The organism is Vibrio sp. Vb1980 (assembly GCF_033338615.1).
In the GTDB taxonomy this organism is placed as follows: Bacteria; Pseudomonadota; Gammaproteobacteria; order Enterobacterales; family Vibrionaceae; genus Vibrio; species Vibrio alginolyticus.
In genome coordinates, this window is record NZ_JAWOSZ010000011.1 from 86,842 (window position 1) to 109,732 (window position 22,891).

At 46.3% G+C, this 22,891-nt stretch carries 21 protein-coding genes; 4 read left to right on the forward strand and 17 right to left on the reverse strand.

From position 1 onward, the window contains the following. Positions 1 to 42 precede the first annotated feature (42 nt). Positions 43 to 873: a LysR family transcriptional regulator gene (locus tag R7F64_RS16445; RefSeq protein WP_054578998.1), complete on the forward strand. Its 831-nt coding sequence runs from the start codon at positions 43 to 45 to the stop codon at positions 871 to 873. 9 nt (positions 874 to 882) lie between these two features. On the opposite strand, the gene R7F64_RS16450 is transcribed toward R7F64_RS16445, so the two are convergent. The 5 genes from R7F64_RS16450 to artP all read right to left on the reverse strand — a co-directional run bounded on the left by R7F64_RS16450 (position 883) and on the right by artP (position 4,506). Beyond that, on the reverse strand, positions 883 to 1,455 hold the full coding sequence (locus R7F64_RS16450; RefSeq protein WP_161440825.1) for a protocatechuate 3,4-dioxygenase: 573 nt from the start codon (positions 1,453 to 1,455) through the stop codon (positions 883 to 885). Between the two features lie 138 nt (positions 1,456 to 1,593). Beyond that, positions 1,594 to 2,262 (reverse strand): arginine ABC transporter permease ArtM, encoded by a 669-nt coding sequence (artM, locus tag R7F64_RS16455; protein ID WP_005388569.1) that lies wholly within the window; start codon positions 2,260 to 2,262, stop codon positions 1,594 to 1,596. Then, the gene (gene artQ, locus R7F64_RS16460) at positions 2,259 to 2,948 is read right to left on the reverse strand and encodes an arginine ABC transporter permease ArtQ (protein WP_005388570.1); all 690 of its coding nucleotides are present in this window, start codon (positions 2,946 to 2,948) and stop codon (positions 2,259 to 2,261) included. Before artQ ends, artM begins: the two co-directional genes overlap by 4 nt. Before the next feature lies 1 nt (position 2,949). Then, on the reverse strand, positions 2,950 to 3,681 hold the full coding sequence (locus R7F64_RS16465; RefSeq protein WP_318071906.1) for an arginine ABC transporter substrate-binding protein: 732 nt from the start codon (positions 3,679 to 3,681) through the stop codon (positions 2,950 to 2,952). Positions 3,682 to 3,777: 96 nt separating this feature from the next. Then, positions 3,778 to 4,506 carry an arginine ABC transporter ATP-binding protein ArtP gene (gene artP, locus R7F64_RS16470; protein ID WP_114139536.1) on the reverse strand — a complete coding sequence of 243 codons (729 nt, stop codon included), beginning with the start codon at positions 4,504 to 4,506 and terminating at the stop codon, positions 3,778 to 3,780. Between the two features lie 425 nt (positions 4,507 to 4,931). On the opposite strand from artP, the gene R7F64_RS16475 reads away from it, so the two are divergent. Continuing rightward, positions 4,932 to 7,166 carry a hypothetical protein gene (locus R7F64_RS16475; protein ID WP_318071907.1) on the forward strand — a complete coding sequence of 745 codons (2,235 nt, stop codon included), beginning with the start codon at positions 4,932 to 4,934 and terminating at the stop codon, positions 7,164 to 7,166. Positions 7,167 to 7,307: 141 nt separating this feature from the next. After that, positions 7,308 to 8,303 carry an ABC transporter substrate-binding protein gene (locus R7F64_RS16480; RefSeq protein ID WP_161441453.1) on the forward strand — a complete coding sequence of 332 codons (996 nt, stop codon included), beginning with the start codon at positions 7,308 to 7,310 and terminating at the stop codon, positions 8,301 to 8,303. Positions 8,304 to 8,385: 82 nt separating this feature from the next. Here R7F64_RS16480 and R7F64_RS16485 read toward each other — a convergent pair whose 3' ends face one another. From R7F64_RS16485 to R7F64_RS16515, 7 genes are all read right to left on the reverse strand, one after another. Next, positions 8,386 to 8,763 (reverse strand): nuclear transport factor 2 family protein, encoded by a 378-nt coding sequence (locus R7F64_RS16485; RefSeq protein ID WP_031777276.1) that lies wholly within the window; start codon positions 8,761 to 8,763, stop codon positions 8,386 to 8,388. Between the two features lie 137 nt (positions 8,764 to 8,900). Further along, a complete protein-coding gene (locus R7F64_RS16490; RefSeq protein ID WP_053307776.1) occupies positions 8,901 to 9,632 on the reverse strand; it encodes a DUF3726 domain-containing protein in 732 nt (243 codons plus the stop codon). After that, positions 9,629 to 11,365 carry a hypothetical protein gene (locus tag R7F64_RS16495; protein ID WP_238975474.1) on the reverse strand — a complete coding sequence of 579 codons (1,737 nt, stop codon included), beginning with the start codon at positions 11,363 to 11,365 and terminating at the stop codon, positions 9,629 to 9,631. The genes R7F64_RS16490 and R7F64_RS16495 overlap by 4 nt, the downstream gene beginning before the upstream one ends. 101 nt (positions 11,366 to 11,466) lie before the next feature. Beyond that, positions 11,467 to 13,068 (reverse strand): BCCT family transporter, encoded by a 1,602-nt coding sequence (locus R7F64_RS16500; RefSeq protein WP_318071908.1) that lies wholly within the window; start codon positions 13,066 to 13,068, stop codon positions 11,467 to 11,469. A gap of 109 nt (positions 13,069 to 13,177) precedes the next feature. Then, positions 13,178 to 14,167 (reverse strand): membrane dipeptidase, encoded by a 990-nt coding sequence (locus R7F64_RS16505; RefSeq protein ID WP_053303711.1) that lies wholly within the window; start codon positions 14,165 to 14,167, stop codon positions 13,178 to 13,180. Positions 14,168 to 14,236: 69 nt separating this feature from the next. Continuing rightward, positions 14,237 to 15,697: an aldehyde dehydrogenase family protein gene (locus R7F64_RS16510; protein WP_170897000.1), complete on the reverse strand. Its 1,461-nt coding sequence runs from the start codon at positions 15,695 to 15,697 to the stop codon at positions 14,237 to 14,239. Between the two features lie 73 nt (positions 15,698 to 15,770). After that, complete coding sequence (locus tag R7F64_RS16515; protein ID WP_005375789.1) at positions 15,771 to 16,169, reverse strand: RidA family protein; 399 nt, start codon at positions 16,167 to 16,169, stop codon at positions 15,771 to 15,773. Positions 16,170 to 16,324: 155 nt separating this feature from the next. Here R7F64_RS16515 and R7F64_RS16520 point away from each other — a divergent pair, with 155 nt between their 5' ends. Then, the gene (locus tag R7F64_RS16520) at positions 16,325 to 17,215 is read left to right on the forward strand and encodes a LysR family transcriptional regulator (protein WP_005375788.1); all 891 of its coding nucleotides are present in this window, start codon (positions 16,325 to 16,327) and stop codon (positions 17,213 to 17,215) included. 80 nt (positions 17,216 to 17,295) lie between these two features. Here the strand turns inward: R7F64_RS16520 and R7F64_RS16525 are convergent, their stop codons facing one another. From R7F64_RS16525 to cyoB, 5 genes are all read right to left on the reverse strand, one after another. Continuing rightward, positions 17,296 to 18,402 carry an NADH:flavin oxidoreductase gene (locus tag R7F64_RS16525; RefSeq protein ID WP_318071909.1) on the reverse strand — a complete coding sequence of 369 codons (1,107 nt, stop codon included), beginning with the start codon at positions 18,400 to 18,402 and terminating at the stop codon, positions 17,296 to 17,298. 671 nt (positions 18,403 to 19,073) lie between these two features. Next, positions 19,074 to 19,988, reverse strand: coding sequence for a heme o synthase (cyoE, locus tag R7F64_RS16530; protein WP_047100930.1), 915 nt, complete (start codon positions 19,986 to 19,988; stop codon positions 19,074 to 19,076). Further along, the gene (cyoD, locus tag R7F64_RS16535) at positions 19,949 to 20,260 is read right to left on the reverse strand and encodes a cytochrome o ubiquinol oxidase subunit IV (RefSeq protein WP_012842490.1); all 312 of its coding nucleotides are present in this window, start codon (positions 20,258 to 20,260) and stop codon (positions 19,949 to 19,951) included. The genes cyoE and cyoD overlap by 40 nt, the downstream gene beginning before the upstream one ends. After that, the gene (gene cyoC, locus R7F64_RS16540) at positions 20,260 to 20,862 is read right to left on the reverse strand and encodes a cytochrome o ubiquinol oxidase subunit III (RefSeq protein WP_005375782.1); all 603 of its coding nucleotides are present in this window, start codon (positions 20,860 to 20,862) and stop codon (positions 20,260 to 20,262) included. The genes cyoD and cyoC overlap by 1 nt, the downstream gene beginning before the upstream one ends. After that, positions 20,852 to 22,888, reverse strand: coding sequence for a cytochrome o ubiquinol oxidase subunit I (gene cyoB / locus R7F64_RS16545; protein ID WP_318071910.1), 2,037 nt, complete (start codon positions 22,886 to 22,888; stop codon positions 20,852 to 20,854). The genes cyoC and cyoB overlap by 11 nt, the downstream gene beginning before the upstream one ends. Between the last annotated feature and the right edge of the window lie 3 nt (positions 22,889 to 22,891).

The following is a 22,891-nucleotide window of genomic DNA, read 5'->3' on the forward strand; positions in this document are numbered from 1 at the left end:
TTGATGGAACACTTCAACAAAAACGATGGATGAGTTTTAGATATGGATATCGATGCGTTGCGCAGCTTTCTTGCTTTTGTCGAAACGGGCAGTTTCACTCGTGCAGCCAAGCAGATCAATCGCACCCAATCCGCGTTCAGTGCTCAAATGCGTAAGCTAGAAGACGAACTCAGCGTCAGTTTGTTTGAAAAAGAAGGTCGCAACCTAGTATTGAGTGAAGCGGGACTGGCACTGCGCTCTCACGCCGAACTATTGGTTAACTTGCACAATCAAGCACTGAAACAAGTGAAGCGCTATGAAAACAAGCGCCCTCTTCGCTTAGGTTGCCCCGAGGATTACAACGACAATATCCTGCCTAAAGTCATCCGCGTATTACAGCAATCTGAGCCCACATGTTCAATTCAAGTCTTCAGTGAGCCAAGCATCACCTTGAGAGAAAAACTTGATGAAGGAAAGCTAGACGCCGCTATTGTGACAAGAGCACCGGACAGTGAGGAAGGTTACTGGCTAGCAAGCGACAAAGGCGTGTGGATTGCTCACCCTGATTTTGACATTGAGAACGCCCAACCTCTCCCTCTCGCCCTATTCCAAACCGACTGTAAATACCATGCGGCAGCAGTAGACGGATTAACCAAACGTGGCACTCCTTATCAACTACTGGCATGTTGCAATACGGCTTCTGCACAACGAGCAATTGTACGTTCAGGCATGGCTATCGGTGCGATGGGCAGTATTAGCGTTAGCGAGGATCTTAAGATCTTAGACGATATGCCATCGCTACCTTCCGTGGATATCGTTTTGGTCACGGGCGTCGAGCCTCATCCGACACTGGATAAAGAATGCTTGGCGCAATTGGTTGAGTTAATGGCTTAACCGGATTAGCTATCCAATCACAAAGTTAAATTGGCCAGTTAATCGCCCGTCGGTTCGTATGGTTTCAAACTGTAGATAATCACGGGCTTTGCCACCCCACCATTCATCACCAGTATTGCCTTTTAAGTACAACTGAGTGGTCAGAAGCTCTTGGTTATCCCGCCACAACTTAACGTGAATGTGCGGTGGACGAGAGGCATAAGGCACGGGGTACAAAGTCTGGAATAAGTAGCGACCATCCGATTGAGTTTCTACCGCGCCAAAACCTGCAAAGTGAGTATCAAACTTATCATTATTTGGCTGCTTAGGGTGATCGTAAATCCCCTGCCCATCGCATTGCCAGATTTCTACTTTGATGCCTGAAACTGGGTTTCCCGATGTATCTACGACTTTACCTTGCAACACGATAGCTTCACCGACCAAGCCCTCTGATTGCAGAATCAAGTTTTGACGAAGAGGAATATCCACTACTGGATAAAATGGCCCTTCTGCTTGTGCTGGCGTCGGCCGCATTGGTGTCGTCGCTTTTAAAGAGGGTGCGAACAACAATGTCCACAGCGCTAAAAAGTGTCTTCTTTCCATGGTGCCACCAATACAATTGCGTTGAATTAAGTTTGGGGGAACTTGAGGAATTTGCCATGACGAATATAAAAAATGCCCCTGCAAGAGAGCCATTCGCAGAGGCACTGTGGAACTAAATGATGAGTGTTGATTGAAGGTTTATGCGGCTTCGAACGCCAATGCTTTCTTCTCTACCTGACGGAAAATGAGAGTTAGCACACCATTTACCGTTAAATAAAATGCGCCTGCAATACCAAATACCGTCAACGTATCGTAGGTTTGTGCGTTAATGCGCTGCGCATAACCCATCAGATCCATGATCGTAATCGTGCTTGCTAGTGACGTGCCTTTGAAGACCAAAATCACTTCGTTCGAGTAAGCCGGAACAGCACGGCGAATAGCGTATGGCAGAAGCACTTTCAGTGTTGCGGTTTTGTTCATGCCTAATGCACGACACGCTTGCCATTGACCGGAAGGAATCGCGTTAAACGCTCCTTTGAACAACTGAGTGCTGTATGCAGCGGTATTCAACGCTAGCGCCAACATCGCACAGAACCAAGGTTGGCTTAACCATGTCCAGAATACACTTTCTCTTACTGCGTCAAACTGACCCGGACCATAGTACACCAAAAAGATCTGTACCAACAAAGGCGTACCAGTGAACAAGGTAATGATGCCACGGCTTACCCAATGCAAACCCGGAGTACGCAGGATCAGAGTCAGCGTCATCATCAGAGCTAAGAGACAGCCCACAACCAAGGAAGCGGCGGTCAATTGGAGGCTAGTGCCTAAGCCATCCAGCATTTGCCAAACGTGTTGTTCGTTCATGCGGTCGCCTCCTGTCCCATGCTCATACCTTGAATTGAGAATTTCTTATCAATCAGTTTTACGGCACGTTGCGTAATCAAAGTAATGCCTAAGTAAATCGCCGCAGCGGTTGCGTACCATGTAAACGCTTCATGCGTCGCTGCAGATGTTAGCTGCGCTTGTTTCAACAAATCCGTTACGCCAATCAGTGATACAAGCGCGGTGTCTTTCAGCAGAACCAACCATTGGTTAGTTAAACCTGGTAGTGCGTGTCTTACTGCTTGTGGTAAAACAATGCGAACGAAAGCGTGTGCTTGACTGATGCCGAGTGCACTTGCTGCTTCTCTCTGCCCTCTTCCAACGGCTTTTAATGCGCCACGTAGAGTTTGAGAAGCGTAGGAAGCGAAGATCAATGACAACGCCACCACGCCAGACAAGAACGGGCTAACTTCAATAAAGTCGCCGGTGATTAAAAACAGAACCTGCGTCGAACCAAAATAGATGAACAACACGACAAGGATTTCTGGCAAGCCACGTACAATCGTCACAAACGCCGTCATTGGCCATTTAACGAAAACGCGGCGAGACATTTCACCACTGGCGAATACCACTGCCAGAATCAAACCGACTAAGAGGCTTGTGAAGGCTAGCTGGACAGTCATCCAACTAGCTTGAACAAGCGATAAAGAGTAACCCGTTAGTGCCATATTACTTACCGAAGTATTTGTTGTAGATTACGTCGTATTCGCCGTTTGCTTTCACTGTTTTCAGTGCTGTGTTCAGCTTGTTCACTAGCTCGTCGTTACCTTTATTTACTGCGATACCGAAACCGTTACCGAAGTATTTAGGGTTAGTGACGTGCTCACCCACGTAAGCTAGGTTGTCTTCTTTCTTGAACCATTCTGCTACGACTGCTGTGTCACCGAATACAGAATCAATACGGCCATTTTTCATATCGATGAGCGCGTCTTGGTAGCTTGAGTAAGGAACCGCGGTTACGCCCGGCATTTGCTCAATCAGGTAGCTTTGGTGTGTTGAACCGTTTTGAACACCAACACGCTTACCTTCTAGTGCTTTTTGATCAGCCACTTTTTCTTTGATAGAAACAAACGCTGCTGAGTTGTCATAGTATGCATTCGTGAAATTCACTTGCTCCAAACGCGCCTCAGTAATGTCCATTGCAGAGATTGCCGCATCGTAGCGCTTGAATTTTAATGCAGGGATCAGGCTGTCAAAAGATTGGTTGTGGAAGGTGCATTTTGCTTCCATTTCTTTACATAGTGCGTTCGCCAGATCCACATCAAAACCTTGGATTTGGTTGTTTTCATCCATGTATTCGAATGGGGCGTACGTCGCTTCCATCGCGAATTTGATCTCTTCTTGTGCTGCTGCGTTCGCTGAGACAAGTCCGATTAGTGAAGCTAGTAGAATCTTTTTCATTGCAATACTCCGTGTGTACTTAGTGGGCTGACACTCGCAATGACAGCCGAGCTTATCTGTTAAATAGACTGAACTTTAAAAACGTAATTTAGTGATTTAGTGATTTAAGTAGTCAGCAAACTGGGCGGTTTGCGGGTTAGAAAACGAATCATTTGTGCCGTGCTCAACGATGTGTCCTTTTTCTAAATACAGTACGTGACTAGCGATTTTCTTGGCGAAATCCACTTCGTGCGTCACAACTACTTGTGTAATTCCGGTTTCGCTTAAATTTTTAATAATCTTAACGACTTGGTTAGTAATTTCCGGATCAAGCGCAGCGGTCGGTTCATCAAAAAGCAAGACTTCCGGTTTCATCATCAATGCACGAGCAATCGCCACACGTTGTTGCTGACCACCAGAAAGTTGCATCGGCCATGCATCCGCTTTGTCTGCCAAATGCAGCGTCGCAAGAATTTGCATTGCCTGCTTCTTCGCTTCTTCTTTATCCATGCCAGCGACTTTTACCGGAGCCTCAATCAGGTTCTCCATCACTGTCATGTGTGGCCATAGGTTGTACTGTTGGAACACCATGCCCACTTTACGACGAAGCGCTAAACCTTGCTTCTCTTTGATTTCAGTTGAAAAGTCGAATGCGTCATTAGCGATGTTTAACTGGCCGTTATCCGCCCCTTCAAGAAGGTTAAGAACACGCAGTAGAGAGCTCTTCCCTGCACCACTCGGACCGAGTAACACCAGTGTTTCGCCGCTTTCACACTTAAAGCTGACATCGTGAAGCACTTGTGTCTCACCGTAGGATTTATTGATTCCGCTTACCTGAATAGTCATGCTGACATACCGCATTAATTGTCACTTGGCATTTATATTACTCAAAAGGATTTTTTATGCAATAAAAATGTATAAAAATTAATTTTGTTAAATTTTTGTATGATAAGCAATCAATACAACAGAGAATATGACTGGTTTAATCAGTTGGTTTTAACTGAAATTGTTGATGAAAATCCAACAATATGATGGCAATCGAAACAAGGTTAAAATTCTGGTTACTTTTGTGCTTGTGTAGACGGAATTTTGAGTCTTTGAACGTACTACACCCGACGCAGACCTTCTCATTTTTGCCGGGCTTCCCCCCTCGATTTCCGGTAAAGCCTTCTATCGGCGGGTTCCTGATTAGGACTTTGTGAATAGACTATAATTTCTCTTTGTATTCTGGCCCTTAATTCGAGTCATCTAAGTATGAGTGAGATAACCCCATGTTGAAGTCGCATTGTTTTTCTCTCATGGCACTTGCTTCTCTGAGCTTACTTTCCATACCCAGCGTTTGGAGTAGAACAGCAATCGTGTTACCTGGATTGCATGAACAGGGTATTGATCTTCAAGATAAGCCTATCTCTGCTGCGGCTACACGTGAATGGGAACTGGATTATGCTGATATCGTATTCGGCGCTTACGAAAGTAAAAGTCATAATGAGCGTGTACAAGCACTTGGTTACATGTACAACCAAAAGCTGGAACTTAACTCAGGTTGGCTGGAAAACGATATACGTAATCACGCAGAACTGAATGGAATTGACTACGAAGATTTCTTTCTCCACTTTTCTGAAGACACTATCCTAGCTGAAGTCGACTCAAGCCATGGTGAGAATACTCTACTCAATCGAAAACCGATGATCGTTGGCTATACCGCCAACGCTAACCACGCCGGTTTTTGGCTATATCAACCACCGCCATGGGATGCTGATGTATTTGGTCAGGCGAATAATGGTGGAGCCCTCTATGTCTATCACTCAGAGAAGTTCGACCGCTTAGCCTTTACGTTCTCTCAGTTTGCTCAAGGCGGCAGCTTCACGATTGAATACCCTTCTGCTATCGACTCGTTTGGTCAGGTAACTGAATGGAAACGCTTCACGATTAAAAAAGACAAAACTGAGAACATGACTAAAAACCAAACGGTCAACTGGTCTGTCCCTTCGGATTGGGTTCGCGCTACAACGCATGATGGTAGCGGAAAAACTTATGGTGGCGGTCAGTACTTTGGCTCCACCTTTTTACGCGACGGCGGCCGCCTTTACGTTGCGAAAATTACTTGGCATGACGACAACATAGAAAACCGCCCACGTCTCGAAAACATTCAACTCAAAGATAGCTTCCCTGCCGTCAATATCTCAGGAGCACCAACGGAGACACCTGAAGGTCAAACCATTCAACGCTGGCGTAAAATTCGTGGCTTCGACAAATCTGCAGATCGAAACCAAGACAATTATCTTTCTTGGCATGAATACAAAAACCGTTCGAATAAGAATGCAACCGCACGATTTCGTTGGGAGTCACGCGTTATTCCATTTGGTCGTATGTGGAATCAAACCTCTTCTTGGGCATTGACCAATCTCGGCAATCCCTTTTTTGCCAATACAATGCGCCACTCTTACCAAGCTGAATGGGCGAAACAAGGTTTAAATGGTGCGTACAACGACGATACGAATAAGTTACTCGGTGCAAATCAGTTCTACATATATTCCGGAGGCACAGTGGATGAACTTGGTTTGGTGGCGGGTAGCCAAGCTGCTGACGATGCTTACAAAGCGCAATTCACGGCGTTCTTGAATAAACTGGCAACGCTGGATGAAGATGCGTTAATTGGCCTCAACATAGGTACGGCAAACTTATTCGGTCGTAATGGGCAAAACCACTTGGTTAACGCTGGCTACTTGTACTTGCGCGAGCACTACCTTTTCCCTGCTACCGGCTTTAGTGGCTATGCTGGCTTGGCTAAATTTTGGGATAACTCTGCACTCGCCAAAGCTGGCCAGAAAGTGATTTATCAAGCGACCACGCGTTATGGTCGCGTTCAATACTTTGGTAACACAGAAAACAATTGGAAACAGGACCAATACTCTGCACTAGCGGTGTTCTACTTAAACTATCACCCTGAGCGCATTTACTTTAATCAGTGGAACAATGGCTACTTATATGGAAGTAATAACACAACAAGTGACAACTTCTGGAAGGCAGGCGTACCAAAGAATATTGCTTATCAACCTAGCGCCTTGCTTGCCATCGATTTAGGTATGCCAACCAATCAAATCCCAGATGGGTATCAGGCGACTCCGCTAATGATGTCCACCAGCACGCCCTATTCCGCCGATTACACGGTGATTGGAGATGCTTCTATGAGCAAAGTGGCTCATCCTGACTTGCCTAATGGCGCTATCGATTTGTTACCAACCCATACGTACTTTGCGTATCACTCAGACGATACGGTAGTGATGCATGGCCCTACAGAGATGGTGTTAGCCCGCGAATTCACCAAAGGCCGAGTTCTGTATCGAACTGATTTCTTTGGCAAGAATATCGATTATTTCTCCTCACCGAAGATAACTATCGCACTTCCAGAACCTATGCGACCTGTAGATCAAGACGGTAACATCGGCGACTATGTTTCTCACATTGAGATCGGCGGCTACGAAGGGGTGTTCTTGCTGTATTAACTCCCTTTCAACCACTCTGACTAAACGCTTCATAAATCGCCGTTTTTATGCTTAACGTCACTGAAAAAAACTTGTTCACTGAATCTTTATAAACCGATGTATATACTGAAGTAAATGACAACGACAAGGAAATTCAGTCACATGAAGACGACACCTTCAATGCTCTCTGTTCTGCTGGTATCAGCATTATCTACTCATGCAAATGCGGACGAATGCGGAAAAATAACCATCGCAGACATGAATTGGAATTCGGCCAGCTTAATGGCGCACATCGACCAATTTGTCTTAAATGAAGGCTACCAGTGTGATGCGGAATTGATCCCTGGTGATAGCGTTCCTACAGGCACCTCTATGATTGAAAAGGGGCAACCTGACGTTGCGCCAGAGTTATGGACAAACGGCATTAAAGAAGCACTTGATAAAGGGATTGCGGATAAACGCTTGCGTATCGCTGGTGAATCGCTTGTCAATGGCGGTGAAGAAGGGTTTTGGGTTCCCGCCTATCTGGTAAAACAGTATCCAGAGCTCGCGACGATAGAAGGCGTCATCAAGCACGCCAAACTATTTGAACACCCAGAAGATGATGACAAGTTCGCGTTCTATAGCTGCCCTGCTGGTTGGACATGCCAAATCACCTCCGGTCACTTGTTTAATGCATTAGGGTTAAGTGAGCACGGCTTTGAGATGGTTGACCCAGGCTCTGGCGCTGCACTAGCTGGTACCATCGCCAAAGCCTATGATCGCAAAATGCCTTGGTTTGGTTACTACTGGTCACCAACACCCGTATTGGGCAAGTATGATATGGTCAAAGTGGATTTTGGTAGCGGAACAGATTTGGAAGAGTATCGCAACTGTACCACTCAGCCTGATTGCGCTTCACCAAAAGTAACAATGTACCCACCTTCTCCAGTTCGCACAGTAACAACTGAGGCGTTTGCGAGCAAAGAACCCCAAGCATTCGCGTACTTGCAGAAACGCGGATTTACCAACGAGCAAATGAGTGAAATGCTGGCCTGGATGGAAGATAACTACGCGGACGGTGAAGAAGCGATGTTTTACTTCTTTAATACCTACCCTGACTTGTGGAAAGGCTGGGTATCTGAAGACGTCGCGGTGAGAATCGAAAAAGCGCTTTGATGATTAATACTTAAAGTGCCACAAATCATTTAACCTCCCATGCCGTTTGAATAAACGGCATGGGAGACTCGTCAACGACTCGTTAATACATGGTGTGACCATTCAATGTTTCTTTGGGTATCTCTTGCAGAGCGTCCCAATGTTCAACGATCTTCCCATTGTGATCAAAACGAAAGAAATCCATCGTCACGTATTCAATATCATTAGGCCATGTTTGGTGAGTGTGTAGTGCCACCAAATTCCCTTCAGCAATGGCTCGCACAAACGTAATATCTTTATCGGGATACTCATTTTGCATCCGCTCAAAATACTCGATAAAAGCCTCGGGGCCATTTCCAACTAATGGATTGTGCTGGATGTACTCATCGCCAACATAGTCTTCAACCGCTTTTCTTGGATTACCTCGATAGGCGGTTTCGTAAAACGCAATGGCATTTCTTTTATTCTCTTGCAGATCCATTTTTCTTACCTGTGTTGCTCCATCTTGCGGATAACGGTAATCATAGTCTTTGAACTTCAGAAGTGACCAAACTTCGCGCACAAAAAAGGCCGCTAAAGAGCAGCCTTCATCACTTCGGAATCATCGCCTTTCATCGCTTAAACCACACCGCCAGCACCGAGCATAGAACGCTCACTGTTCTCCACCAGCAACGCGGTTGCGGTTTGTTTCAGTGTTTCCCATTCTTGGTCTTCGACAAAGATACCATTTTGCCAAGAAGCTTGTTGCGTGCGGCTTAACTCATCACCTTCAATGTGGGTGGTATACCCTTGTGCACTTTTCTCGATATCGAAATCGTTCACGGAGAGCTCGATAACCATACTATGCAAATCCGTATCATGCCCATCAAACTGATCCGAGAAAAAGACTTCTGGCGCGATTCGTCCACGGTTTAACACATAAAGCGTTCGCTTGGGACTAGAGCCATTGACCCATTGTGCACGGCACGCAATGCCTTTTGCAGAGAGCTTCAACAACTCACTAAAACCTAGCCAACGGTTATGGCACTGCGTCAACGTGATAGTAATCGACTTACGGTTAATCATTTTCTCAAGTGCGAAATCCAACACAGCGGGTAAATGACACGCTACACTCCCGTTGTGCAGTTCTACCTCTATGTTTGACGGCGTACTGTTGGTCACCGATACGGCGCAGTCTGAATCTAACCCAAGAAACAGACTGGCGTTATTAAAATGACGAACTCCATGTAAGCCAACCATTTGCAAGTCCGCCACCATGTTCGCAATGACATCCGCCTCACCACAGTGACGGCGCATGCCAAGAAATGCCTTATTAACCGCGGCCACCAATTCGTTGTGAGAGACGATCATAATGCAAATCCTCCACTGATTTTTTGATTATCACTTTGCGCAATTTCGTCACGTGGCGGCATGCTAGGGAAAATCCATGTGTCTGCCAGTTTAGGGTCGTGAATTTCATCTAACAACGGCGCACCTTGGAAGAAAGTTACTCGAACCCAACGATCCGAGCGCGGATCAAACTTAGTCGCGCCAAAGATCGCCAATTTACAGCGCAGTAAGTGCATTGGTAACGCATCTTTACGCAGCACATTCATTTGAATATCCCCCATCGCACGGTTGCCTAGCGTCCATACGCGACGTGCGATCGAACGATAAGCCGGTTTTTGCAATAGAAACTCTGCTACGGACATTTCTACATCACAGTCAAGCAAGGCCTTGTACAAGCGATTCACTTGTCTGCCGATATCAAGCGGCAATTCTTTTTCTTCTCCAGCCTCTTCCCCGCGAACACCAAGCCTTGGCTCTTCTTTATCTTGTGAGCGATACCAGAACCAGTAGTTGTTCTCGGCTAGTGAGTAATCCGCATCAATCGCCCAGCGGTACTTGCTTTGCAACACTTCCAGTAAATCTTGGATCTTTTTCCCGCCCGGAATAGATAACGTTTCATCCGTATTCATTTGGCTAGCAAATTCATCCACTAAAGATGGGTAGAGTTCGATCAAGCAAGAGGTGAGGATTTCTTGGGCTTCAACACTCATTGTTTTCTTATGCTCGACCAAACTCGCCCAATTCGGATGTGATGCCATTAACGTTGTTAGCTCTGATAGCAGTTGTTTGATGTCTGATATCGCTTGATGATTGAGCCTGTCTTGATGTTCATTGATGGTGATGACTTGCTCTAAATGACGCTGTGCTTTTTGTAGTAATCCTTGCAAAGGAGCATGGAATGAAGCTTCACATGGCATCGCAAAGACTCGCGCTACCGCACGTTCGCGAGAGGTCATCCATTGGTCAACGATGCACGGGTGATTAATCAAGTATGGAGCCATGCCTAAGCCAGTCGCATTGCCGACACCAAGGTAGCGCTGCAAGCCACGATGCAAAGCCACCGCGTTGTCGCCACCTTGTTGAAGTGCCAGATAGTGCACCCAATCTAGGCTGAATTCACGCAACATATATACGGCACACATTTGCGCACTAAAAGACTGGCTGAAATCTGAGTTGTTCTCTAACAGTTTGAAATCGGCGATACCAAACTTTCCGTTACCATAAACAGCTGTGGTACGCAGGATATAACCCACTTCAGCTAACTCTTTCGGCTCAGGCTGCTCGCCTTGAGAAAGCGCGCTAACAATGTGCTCAAACACGCGCACACTTTTGTTTGCGCGAGCAAGAACAAGTACGTTGTTTGGATTACGTCCCGCTTCTTGCAGCGGTACATTTTCTCGCAATCTTTCCAACAAAGTAACATCAACATCGCCTTGAACCAGTGCAAATGTGACGTCCCACTTTTCAGCAATTACGCGATCATTACGCTCGTCGTCGGCAATTTCATCACAGAATACCACCAAATGATAAACGTGCTCTGGCGTGGTCAATTTGTAAATCACATGACCATAACCACGAGGACAAAGCTGCCACTCATGCTTGGTTACTTGCCAGTTTTGGCTTGCCATATTACGAATCAGACTGCGTACAAAGCTGATTCGGTTTTGGTGCATTGCGCCAAGCCTTTCGGCTGCCATGACAATCGCTGCATCGCGCATAGTTGCTTCCGTATAAGTAGAACGATGTGCATCCATTTTGCTCACCACCTATTTGTTATTGTAAGAATACTAGGGTTTGTGCGGATGCAGGAGGAAAACACCCGCACAAGCTCCACGTTGTTTGAATTAGATAATTGTTATAGCCCTTGCTCTTTCGCCATTTTGATTGCGATTTGCGGCGCATTCCAAAGTGACGGTAACAGAATCAACGAAACCGGAACCGCGGTAATCACAATGAAAGATTGCAGTGCAGAGATGCCACCAGAGCCAAGAGAAATCAGGATTAGTGCCGTCACACCCATCATTACGCCCCAAAAGGTACGGATGATCGCATTCGGCTCCGTTTCACCACTGATCACGACACTGATTGTGTAGGTCATTGAGTCGCCCGTCGTGACGATGAAGATCGTGGTTAAAATCAGAAATAGAATTGAAATCAGCATTGGCATTGGTAGTTGCTGAGTCACCGCAAGCAAAGCACCTGGCAGGTTAAAGCCTTCGAACGCCGCACTCACGCTACCCGGTTCAGCAATTTCAAACGCAAGACCTGAGCCGCCCACAATCGTGAACCAAAAACAGGTGGTTAACGGAGCCACAATACTGATGGTGGAAATGACTTGTCGGATAGTTCGACCGCGGGAAATACGCGCAATAAAAATTGCCATCATCGGACCATAACCAAGGAACCAGCCCCAGAAAAATACTGTCCACCAGCTTAGCCAACCTTCATCACCACGGTAGGTCGCCATTGGGATAAAGTTATCCAGCATGCTCCCTACACCTTGAATATATCCGTTAAAGATAAAATTCGTAGGGCCAAAAAACAGGATGTAAACCATCAATGCCATTGCCAGAATCACGTTGTAACGACTAAGCAGTTGCATGCCTCGGCTTAATCCACTGAGTGCTGACAAGGTGTAAAGCGCAATCGCAAACAAGATGATGATAAGCTGAGTGGTAAAGCCATCAGGGATATCAAACAACGCATTTAACGCGTAGCTAACCTGCAAGCCCAGAAACCCAATTGGACCAATGGTGCCCGCGGCTACCGCGATAATGCAGCATGCGTCAATCAATGCACCGAGTTGGCCTTTAAGTGCTCGTTCGCCCAAGACTGGGTAAAGCAAAATACGGGGTTTTAGTGGTAAACCTTTGTCGTAATGTAGGTGCATCACCACGATGGAAGTTAAGCTACCTACAATCGCCCAAGCTAGAAAGCCCCAGTGCATAAAGGATTGCGACAACGCATTCACCGCACCTTGCTGCGGGTTATCTTGCGCGCCGTACAAAGGGGGTGGGCTAACATAGTGTGCGATAGGCTCAGCCGCGGCCCAGAAAACACCACCACCAGCCAATAAGGTACAGAAAATAATCGCCATCCAGCGGAAAGAGTCCATTTCTGGTTTTGCAATCCCGCCCAACATCACCTTGCCTGTTCGCCCTGCAGCCAAGCCAAGACCAATAAGAAAAGTGAGAAGCAGCAGTAACTGCCAGTATGGACCAAATACCTGAACTGCCCAGCCAAAGCCAGCGTTAACGATCGTAGATAACAGCTCGCCGTCATAAAGTGCAATAGCAACGAACAACGCGATGAAACCACCGCTATACCAAAAGGCCGGGTTATTCAGTCCTAATTTGTCCGTCGTGTTTTCTGTTGTTGATGTGTTGTGTGTTGCTTTTGACTTGCCCGATGACACGCTCATCGTGGAAGCTTTCATGCTATTGGTTAAATCAGACATACTCTGGCTCCAGAGGTTCTTTGCAGCAGCCGAAGACTGACTACAAATGTGAGTTTTACGCCTGCCGTATTGTTATTATATGGGCAGGCGGTTCCTACTTTGGGGAATGCTATGAAATAGGCTCTAATCCTTCTTTAAGGAAGTTGAACCAGTTTTCACCCAATATTTTTCCTGCCTCAGATTCACTGAATCCATGACCCATTAATCCGTTGTAGATGTTCTCCATCCCTGCGCTGCCGCAGAACCATGGCAGCGCATCTGGCCATCCTGAGTTACTTGCTGAACCTTCGCCGTAATCCATCGCTTTTGACCAACGCCCGTTGCGCATCCACTCCAACACTTGTTGCGGCTGATTTAGGCACAAATCGCTACCGATACCTAAATGGTCAACGCCAAACATGTCTGCGGTTTTCGCAACCATCTGGCAGAAATCATCCAGCGTGCACTGGCTGCCATTTGGCAAATGGAATGGATATAAACTGAATCCAATCAAACCACCGCGCTCCGTCAGTGCTTTGATCACGGTGTTGGACTTGTTGCGCAGTGCGTCATGCGCAAACGTCGGGTTAGCATGGCTGATACAAATTGGACGCGAAGAGAGCTCGATAGCTTCCAACGTCGAACGCTCCGCGCTGTGGGACATATCAATGATCATCCCGACTCGGTTCATCTCTTCAATCGCTTGCTTACCAAAGCGAGTTACGCCGGAATCGTTTTGTTCGTAACAACCTGTCGCCAGTAAGCTTTGGTTGTTGTAGGTCAGTTGCATGATCAGCAGACCTTGGCGGCGCATCACTTCAATCAGACCAATTTCATCATCGATTGGTGAGCAATTTTGCGCGCCGAAAAAGATGCCGACTTTGCCTTCTGCTTTGGCTTTTTCTACATCTGCCATTGAATAAATAGGCATGATGAGGTCCGCATTTTGCTCGAAGCGCAAGTTCCATTCAGCAAAACGCGTTAAGGTTTCGCGCGCAGTTTCGTGGTAGACGATGGTGGCATGAACGGCGGTAATGCCACTCGCCTTAAGCGTTTGGAAATACTCTCGATCCCAATTGCAGTACTGCAATCCGTCAATCACAATCCGTTGTTGGTACATAACCACTCCTTAAACAATTTCTTAGCCTTTTCGTGCGGGCAACTGACACCATCAGTTACCCTGCCGATCTTAGTAAGGACGCTGATAAGCGGTTTTCACTACGGTGTAGAACTCTTTGGCGTACTGACCTTGCTCACGAGGACCAAAGCTAGATTCTTTACGACCACCAAATGGAACGTGATAATCTGTACCCGCAGTTGGCAAGTTAACCATGACGCAGCCCGTTTGGACTTGCTGTTTGAAGATCGCGCTATTACGCAAGCTTTGCGTGATAATGCCGCCTGTCAGGCCAAAGCGCGTATCGTTCGCGACTGCAATTGCCTCATCCAGATCAGAAACGCGAATCACGCTCGCCATTGGCGCAAAGACTTCTTCTTGGTTCACTTCCCAGCCATTCTGTGTATTTAAAAACAGAGTTGGTGACATGTAGTAACCGTCATGCTCTAGGCTCAGACGCTCACCACCGAAAGCCAACTCAGCGCCTGCTTGGCGTGCGTTTTCGATCCACTCAAAGTTCGCATTCAGCTGGTTACCATCAACCACAGGGCCCATGAACACGCCCTCTTCCAGTGCGTGACCCACTTTAAGTTCGCTCATGCGTTTGATTAGCGCTTCAACATACGCGTCGTGAATTCCGTCCATAACCACAAGACGAGAAGACGCGGTGCACTTTTGACCTGCACCCGAGAATGAGCCTGCGATTGTCGCTTCGACAGCAATCTGAATGTCTGCATCATCTGCCACTACGAGCGCATTTTTGCTACCCATCTCTAGCTGACAACGCACAAAATTTGGTGCCGTTGCCGCTGCAACTTTACGGCCTGTGTCCACAGAACCAGTGAAGCTCACGCCGTTCACATCCTTCGAATTAATAAGGGTATTACCTACTTGCGAACCGCTACCCAAAACGAGGTTAAACGTGCCAGCAGGTAAACCTTGGCGATGGATAATCTCTGTCAGCGCAACGGCACTTGCTGGGGTTAGGTTGGCAGGCTTCCAGACGACGCTGTTGCCAAACGCAAGTGCTGGCGCGATTTTCCAAGCCGCTGTTGCTGTTGGGAAGTTCCAAGGAGAGATAATGGCGATAACGCCGACGGCTTCACGAGTAACTTCAACGGAGACACCTGGACGGACGGAAGCAGCGTTATCGCCAATTTGACGCAGAACCTCAGCAGCAAAGTATTGGAAGAATTGGCCAGCACGGTAAATCTCACCTCGACCTTCAGCAAATGGCTTACCTTCTTCACGCGAAAGCAAGGTTCCCAATTCGTCACATCGTGCAATGAGCTCATCACCAATCGCTTGCAGCACTGCTTGTTTGCGCTCGATTGGTGTTTTTTCCCACTCTGGCTGCGCTGATTTAGCCGCTTGAATCGCTTGCTCTACTTGCGACACACTCGCTTGTGAGAAATCGCCAATGTTTTCGCTGATATCAGAAGGGTTAATATTGGCGATGGTGTCCATGCCCGATTGCCACTCACCCGCTATATAGAGGGATTTTTCTGCTTGAACATTGTTAATAAAAGTCATGGTTCTTTCCTTGTTCTTCCGATTTGTGATGGCAAGCCACCCACTCACTGATCTCTAATTGTTCTTATTGGATTTATTCTGGTTGGCTTGCCGACGCGTAGACGACAAACTCCACCAACATCTCTTCTCGTGCTAACCCTGCAACCACCATGGCGGCGCGATTTGGGTACGGCGCTTCAAAATATTCCGCGTACACTTGGTTAACGGTCTTTAAGTATTCTCTGTCAGTCACATAAATCAGGACCTGCAACACCGAGTCCAAAGACTCCCCGGCACACTCCAGGGTGTGAATGAGATTGTTAAAGGTTTGACGTGTTTGTGCTTCGATACCGCCTTCCACAACCGCGCCTGTGTCATCAATAGGAATTTGAGCCGTATACAGAGTTCCGTTGTTGACTATCGCCCATTCAAGCGGCGCTTTAGAAGCAAATAGACTGGTTTTAACTGGGTGTTTTTTAGTAGGAGTATTCACGTGCCTTTCAACCTTTGTAACAGCTTTGTTTCAATATGGTTAAATGATGCACATTGACAGGCGATAAATCTAACGGTAAATTTTTGACATTTGATAAATTAAACTTATCACTCTATTTAAAATAACGTAAATAAAGGGATTAAGAGGCATTAGGGATGAGTATTAAGCTTCAACAATTAATGCATTTTGTGATGGTAGTCGAGGAAGGAGGCTTTCGAGCCGCTTCACATCGTGCAAATCGTTCTCAGGCGGCACTGTCAACATCGATAAAAGAGCTTGAAAAAATTCTAGGGCAAACGCTGTTTGAACCCGGAAACAAAACCAAATTGACCCCGTTTGGTGAAATTTGTCTGCCCAAAGTGGTTCAGTTTCTCAATATCTACAGTGCGCTGGACAACGATCTCAAAGCTGCCGCGGCCGGACAGCAAGGGAGAGTGCGAATTGCGAGCGTTCCTTCTGTTGCAGCGAAACTCATCCCTAGCGTATTGGGTGCCTTTTGCGAGCAGTATCCAAATGTAGAAGTAAGCTTGATCGATGATAACGCGGCGGGCGTCGAGGCTCGCTTACTCTCCGGTGAAGTCGACTTGGCGCTCGGTAACCCCTCTCACCTCGATGAGGGCGGCATTGACTTTACGCCGCTGTTAGCCGATCCAATAGGCGTGGTGTGTTTAAAGGACAACCCTATTGCAAGTCATCCAGAAGGAATCGAGTGGCAAACTTTGTTGGAACAACCCTTTATCCGTAACGGCACTTGTACACTTCTCGATCCAACCCCAGCAAGAGCTCTGAGTCAGCAAGCGCTCTATTCGGTCGAAAATATTACTTCGCTGTTTTCTGTCTTAGAACTTGGGATTGGTGTCACGACCCTACCGAAGCTTGCTTTCCCAACCAATGAAACACGCTTGGTTTGGATCCCGCTTATCGATCCACCACTTGAAAGGCAAATTGGTATATTTACGTTAACCGATCGCACGATCTCGCCTCAAGCTAAAGCATTTCACGATCTTTGTGTGCATTATTTAAACTATCAAAAAGAAGATAAATAATGGTTCGATTAACATGCAGATAATTAAAAGCCTCCATATTCAGAGTGGAGGCTAATTTGTATTTGTGTATTCGCTTCGTTCTATTTTTTGCGACGATTTCGGTTCTTATACACCACGCAAAAGTTACCACGCTTGGTACGACACTTTGAGCAACGTTCACAATCTACTGGTGCGCGATTGCCTTCTTTCCAACGTTTGATCAACTGTGGCTCAGCCAATAAAGGGCGTGACACAGCAAAAAATTGGATACCTGTGTTTTCTGCAATTTTCTCAATCGCATCAATGTCGCTCAGCCCGCCGACAGTAATCACCGGTATGCTAACGTCCTGACTGATCACGTGACCATATTCGTGAAAGTAACCTTCTTCTTGTAGTGTGTAACCATCGAACGTTTGACCAATAAGTTCGTTTGCTTTGCCGTGAATATTGCCAGATACGATGATCGCATCAACGCCTACTTCTTCAAGTTTCTTACTGACGACGCGAGTTTCATCGAACGTTAAACCGCCGTCAAAGAACTCTGTTGCCGTCAGTTTAACGAGGATGGGAAATTCGCTTCCAACCAGCTTTCTGGTTTCAGAATAAATTTCTAAAAGAAAGCGCATGCGATTTTCTAAGTCACCGCCATATTCGTCTTCTCGACGATTATAGTACGGGCTTAAAAACTGGTTAATTAAATAAGTGTGCGCCGCATGAATCTCTACGCCGTCAAAACCAGCGTCTTGAGCACGTTTACTCGCCAATGCGAATGCCTTTACGATGTAGTCTATTTCGTCCTTTGTCATCGCTTTGCCTTGCGTATTTGTACCACGCTCAGGCACGTCACTCGGAGCGAAGATGACACGCTCACCGACGTTATGGGTGGTTTTGGTGCCACCGTAAGCAATTTGCATCACGATTTTAGAATCTAGTTGATGTACTAGCTCTGTTAGCTTTTTGTATTCTTCAATAAAAGAGTCGTTGTAGATCCCCATCATACCTGCGTTGGGTTTCTCTTCTTCAACGATATTGGCATAACCCGTGACAATAAGCCCAACTTCCCCTTTCGCAAGCGTTTCGTAAATATCGTAAAGCTTTGCCGTCATGTGACCATCTTCGGTCGCCATGTTCTCCCACGTTGCGCTTCGCACAAAACGGTTCTTTAGGGTCATGTTGCCAATGCGGGCTTCGGAAAACAAAATGCTCAAAACCAGTCCTCTTAAAGTTGTCTTTATGTTTTATCTTTTCGCAAGTAAACAAGAACGAAAAAGGAACAGCGATACACGATGTATGGCTGTTCCTTCTCTGAATCCTTGAGACCTGCAAACTACAGGCGCACCTTAATGCCTCGGAGACGACAAAACTTTAATCTGGGTTAAGGTTTAGTGAGTTTTTAGATTATGTAAATGGATGATTCTTAATCGTGTTCATTTCACTGGAGTTAAGATGCTTCGTCACCCACTTTCAGTCGTAAAGCTTTTGTATTTCGCTAGCTGGTGATTCAACTCAAACATTCACATTGTTAGTTTGTATGCTGCTATCGGAACTAGCACTACCCCAAATGTTTACATTACAAACTATCGATATTGAATTCTCATATGGCAAATAGAGTTATTGCGCTGTTTATACTTTTTGGCTTAATCGTCGCTATCTCTTGGCATTATTACGCGTCAGCGGAAACACGCGACCCACTATGTTTTACACACTGGTTGTTTTTGCTTTTAGATATGAATACGTGATAGTGAAGCTAGAGGAGGAACAGGAAAAACAGGGAAAACAAAGGACAATAGAAAGTTAAATGACCTTACTTCTAGGTAAGGTCATTCATGCATTCAGCAGCAAAAGATATTGGCGCTTAGCAAACGCTTAGGTTTGGTTGTTACAGAGCTAGAGGAATCAACTCGACACCAAGCACACCACTGATCCCCATCACCACTAGCAGTGAGACTTTAAACACCGACTTTGACCAAGCGATGTAGTTGTTCTCATCAATGCTGCGAAAGGTCACTTTCGTCCACATAAAGCAAACAACCGCTGCAACCGCTAAGTATTCATACCCGGCTTCACCTAGTAAAAATAACCCCAATGATGCTGCCCCAAAAGCCACGACATACGCTTTCATGTGTCGATGCGCTTTATGAATGCCTTCTTTAACTGGCAATACGGGAATCCCGGCTTCTCGGTAGTCTTGCATGCGGAACATGGCAATGGCATACGAGTGCGGCATTTGCCAGAGACAGAACATGGTAAAGAGTAAAATCGCTTCCAAGCTAATGAAGTTTGTTACCGCCAAGTAACCCACCAATGGCGGAACTGCGCCTGAGATACTTCCCACTAAGGTTCCATACACCGAGTTACGTTTGTACCACATCGTGTAAAAGAACACGTAATACACGTAGCCAAGCAACACGACGACAGCGGATAGTGGATTCACTCGGATAAATAACAGTGCGGTTCCTACCAGCAATAAAGCAAGTGCATAAACAAACGCAATATCGATATTGATGTTGCCTTTCACTGTTTCACGATTTCGTGTACGTGCCATCTTTTGGTCGATATCACGATCGAAAATATTATTCACCACACAACCTGAAGCGATGACTAACCCAACACCAACTAACGTCGTAACGAACAACATTAGACTGGCTGGTTCTGTTTTTGCGGCGAGGAAGAACCCCGCCGCAACAGAAATCAGGTTGCCGAAAATAATGCCCGGTTTAGTGATAGACAAATAACTTTTCAGCATACCTTGACCTACAACTTCATGTTGACGTTCATGTTGTAGATGATCCATACCGAGCCAGCGATAAGGATAAGTACAACAATGGCGGTAAACATCAGTGATACAAGGTTCCAACGTCCGTCGGATGTTTTTGTTTCCATGTGCAAGAAGTATTTAAAGTGAACAAATATCTGCACTAATGCACATCCAAATAGAATCGCATAGGTCGTTGTATCTGGTAATGATTTCGTCCAAACAAAGTAGAACGGAATTACCGTCAGAATCAGTGAGGCAATAAAGCCTTTCACGTAATCTGACGCACTGGTTTCTACATGTTGATCCATTACATTACCCCCAGTAAGTAAACGATGGTAAAGACACAAATCCAAACGATATCTAGAAAGTGCCAGAATAGGCTTAAGCAGTTAAAGCGCATTGCCATATTGTCGTTCAGACCTTTCGTCGACAGTTGATGATACGCTACCGCTAACCAAATCAGACCAAAGGTTACGTGCAGGCCGTGCGTACCAACCAACGTAAAGAATGCCGATAGGAATGCACTTGTTTGTGGCCCATAGCCTTCTTCAATCAGGTGATGGAACTCATAGACCTCCATACAGATAAAGCCAAGACCAAGCGCGAACGTGACTAACATCCAGCGTTTGAGACCAGCAACGTTGTTGCGCTTCATCGCGATAATGCCAAAACCAAATGTGATACTGCTAAACAGCAGCAGCATGGTTTCGACAAACACGAATGGGAGTTCGAAAATGTCTTTACCTGTTGGGCCTGCAATTGAATTGCTCGACAGCACAGCGTACGTCGCGAACAAGGTCGCAAACAGTACACAGTCACTCATCAGGTAAACCCAGAAGCCAAATAGCTTGTTGCCATTCGTGTCATGGTGGTGATCATGGTCGTGATGTGCTGCGATATTAGTTTGCATACGTCACCTCCAGATCATCTTTACTTTCGCTGTCTTTCACTGAGTTTTTCTTCGCTTCTTCAAGCTGAGCTCGACGTTCGGCCTCAATTGCTTTGATCTCTTCAACTTCCACGTAGTAATCCACATCATCGTTATAGCTATGCTGAATACACGTCACGATAATACCGACCAAACTTGCCGCCGCTAGCCACCAGATGTACCAAATCATGCCGAAGCCAAATAGGAGCGACCAAGCCGACACGTAGATGCCTGTTGCCGTGTTTTTTGGCATATGAATACGTTCGTATTCCACTTCTTTAGTTGGATCGAACTCGCCACTTTGTTTCTGGTACCAGAAGGCATCTAGCACATCACCTTTTGGTAGGTGCGCAAAGTTGTAGAACGGCGGTGGAGACGATGTTGCCCACTCAAGAGTACGACCACCCCACGGGTCACCAGTTAAATCACGGTTTTGCTCGCGGTCACGGATACTCACGTAAATTTGGATGAACTGAGACAATACGCCCAGCGCAATCACAACCGTACCTGCTGCGGCAATCGACAACAGTGGGAAGTATTCTGGGTTGATATCTTGGCTTAAACGACGAGTCATCCCCATAAAGCCCAGCGCGTAAAGCGGCAGGAACGCCATTAAGAAACCAATAATCCAAAGATAGAACGCACGTTTGCCCCAAGTTTCATTCATGGTGAAACCGGTCGCTTTCGGGAACCAGTAAGTGATCGCAGCGAAACATCCAAACACCACACCACCGATGATAACGTTGTGGAAGTGAGCGATAAGGAATACTGAGTTATGCAGAACGAAATCTGCGCCCGGAACAGCCATTAGTACGCCCGTCATACCACCAACAGTAAAGGTGATCAGGAAACCCACCGTCCACATCATTGGCGTCGTAAAGCGGATGCGGCCTTTGTACATGGTGAATAGCCAGTTGAAGATCTTCACCCCTGTGGGGATAGAAATGATCATCGTGGCAATACCAAAGAAGGCATTTACGTTCGCGCCAGATCCCATCGTAAAGAAGTGGTGTAGCCAAACGACAAACGCAAGAATCGTGATCACTACGGTAGCCCAAACTAGCGATGTGTAACCGAACAACTTTTTACGTGAAAAGGTTGCGGTGACTTCTGAGAACACACCAAAAATTGGCAAGATCAAGATGTACACTTCTGGGTGACCCCAAGCCCAAATCAGGTTGACGTACATCATTACGTTGCCACCAAGATCATTGGTAAAGAAGTGCATGCCTAGGTATCTATCCAGCGATAGCAGAGCGATAGTCACCGTTAGGATTGGGAATGAAATGATGATCAAAATGTTTGCACACAGAGACGCCCAAGTGAAAACTGGCATCTTCATCATTGGCATAGACGGTGTACGCATACGCAAAATGGTCGCGAAGAAGTTCACGCCTGTTAACGTCGTACCAACACCTGATATCTGCAGCGCCCAAATCCAATAGTCGACCCCGACTCCTGGGCTAGCCTCAATACCTGAAAGCGGCGGATACGCTAGCCAACCTGTACGACCAAATTCACCTAAGCCGAGAGACATGTTTGTTAGGATGACACCAACAACAAACAGCCAGAAGCTCAAGTTATTCAGATACGGGAAAGCTACGTCACGCGCACCAATCTGTAATGGCACGATGATGTTCATCAGACCAATAACCAATGGCATCGCTACGAAAAAGATCATGATCACGCCATGGGCAGTAAAAATTTGATCGTAGTGATGCGGTGGCAAGTAACCTGCTTCACCCGCAGAAGAAAGGAGTTGCTGACTACGCATCATGACTGCGTCAGCAAAACCACGAACAAGCATCACCATCGCTACTGCGATGTACATGAAGCCAAGTTTTTTATGGTCTACTGAAGTAAACCATTCATTCCACAAATATTGCCACTTTCCGGCTTTAGTTACCACGTAAACTACGGCTAAACCAACCAGCGCCACAACCGCTAAGGTGATGACGATAATAGGTTCGTGGAATGGAACTGAATCAAGAGTTAATCTTCCAAACATTAC

Bases quoted from the DNA above. Each gene is read 5' to 3' on its own strand.
- R7F64_RS16445 (WP_054578998.1), top strand. From the start codon at position 43: ATGGATATCGATGCGTTGCGCAGCTTTCTTGCTTTTGTCGAAACGGGC.
- R7F64_RS16450 (WP_161440825.1), bottom strand. From the start codon at position 1,455: ATGGAAAGAAGACACTTTTTAGCGCTGTGGACATTGTTGTTCGCACCC.
- artM (WP_005388569.1), bottom strand. From the start codon at position 2,262: ATGAACGAACAACACGTTTGGCAAATGCTGGATGGCTTAGGCACTAGC.
- artQ (WP_005388570.1), bottom strand. From the start codon at position 2,948: ATGGCACTAACGGGTTACTCTTTATCGCTTGTTCAAGCTAGTTGGATG.
- R7F64_RS16465 (WP_318071906.1), bottom strand. From the start codon at position 3,681: ATGAAAAAGATTCTACTAGCTTCACTAATCGGACTTGTCTCAGCGAAC.
- artP (WP_114139536.1), bottom strand. From the start codon at position 4,506: ATGACTATTCAGGTAAGCGGAATCAATAAATCCTACGGTGAGACACAA.
- R7F64_RS16475 (WP_318071907.1), top strand. From the start codon at position 4,932: ATGTTGAAGTCGCATTGTTTTTCTCTCATGGCACTTGCTTCTCTGAGC.
- R7F64_RS16480 (WP_161441453.1), top strand. From the start codon at position 7,308: ATGAAGACGACACCTTCAATGCTCTCTGTTCTGCTGGTATCAGCATTA.
- R7F64_RS16485 (WP_031777276.1), bottom strand. From the start codon at position 8,763: ATGGATCTGCAAGAGAATAAAAGAAATGCCATTGCGTTTTACGAAACC.
- R7F64_RS16490 (WP_053307776.1), bottom strand. From the start codon at position 9,632: ATGATCGTCTCTCACAACGAATTGGTGGCCGCGGTTAATAAGGCATTT.
- R7F64_RS16495 (WP_238975474.1), bottom strand. From the start codon at position 11,365: ATGGATGCACATCGTTCTACTTATACGGAAGCAACTATGCGCGATGCA.
- R7F64_RS16500 (WP_318071908.1), bottom strand. From the start codon at position 13,068: ATGTCTGATTTAACCAATAGCATGAAAGCTTCCACGATGAGCGTGTCA.
- R7F64_RS16505 (WP_053303711.1), bottom strand. From the start codon at position 14,167: ATGTACCAACAACGGATTGTGATTGACGGATTGCAGTACTGCAATTGG.
- R7F64_RS16510 (WP_170897000.1), bottom strand. From the start codon at position 15,697: ATGACTTTTATTAACAATGTTCAAGCAGAAAAATCCCTCTATATAGCG.
- R7F64_RS16520 (WP_005375788.1), top strand. From the start codon at position 16,325: ATGAGTATTAAGCTTCAACAATTAATGCATTTTGTGATGGTAGTCGAG.
- cyoE (WP_047100930.1), bottom strand. From the start codon at position 19,988: ATGGATCATCTACAACATGAACGTCAACATGAAGTTGTAGGTCAAGGT.
- cyoD (WP_012842490.1), bottom strand. From the start codon at position 20,260: ATGGATCAACATGTAGAAACCAGTGCGTCAGATTACGTGAAAGGCTTT.
- cyoC (WP_005375782.1), bottom strand. From the start codon at position 20,862: ATGCAAACTAATATCGCAGCACATCACGACCATGATCACCACCATGAC.
- cyoB (WP_318071910.1), bottom strand. From the start codon at position 22,888: ATGTTTGGAAGATTAACTCTTGATTCAGTTCCATTCCACGAACCTATT.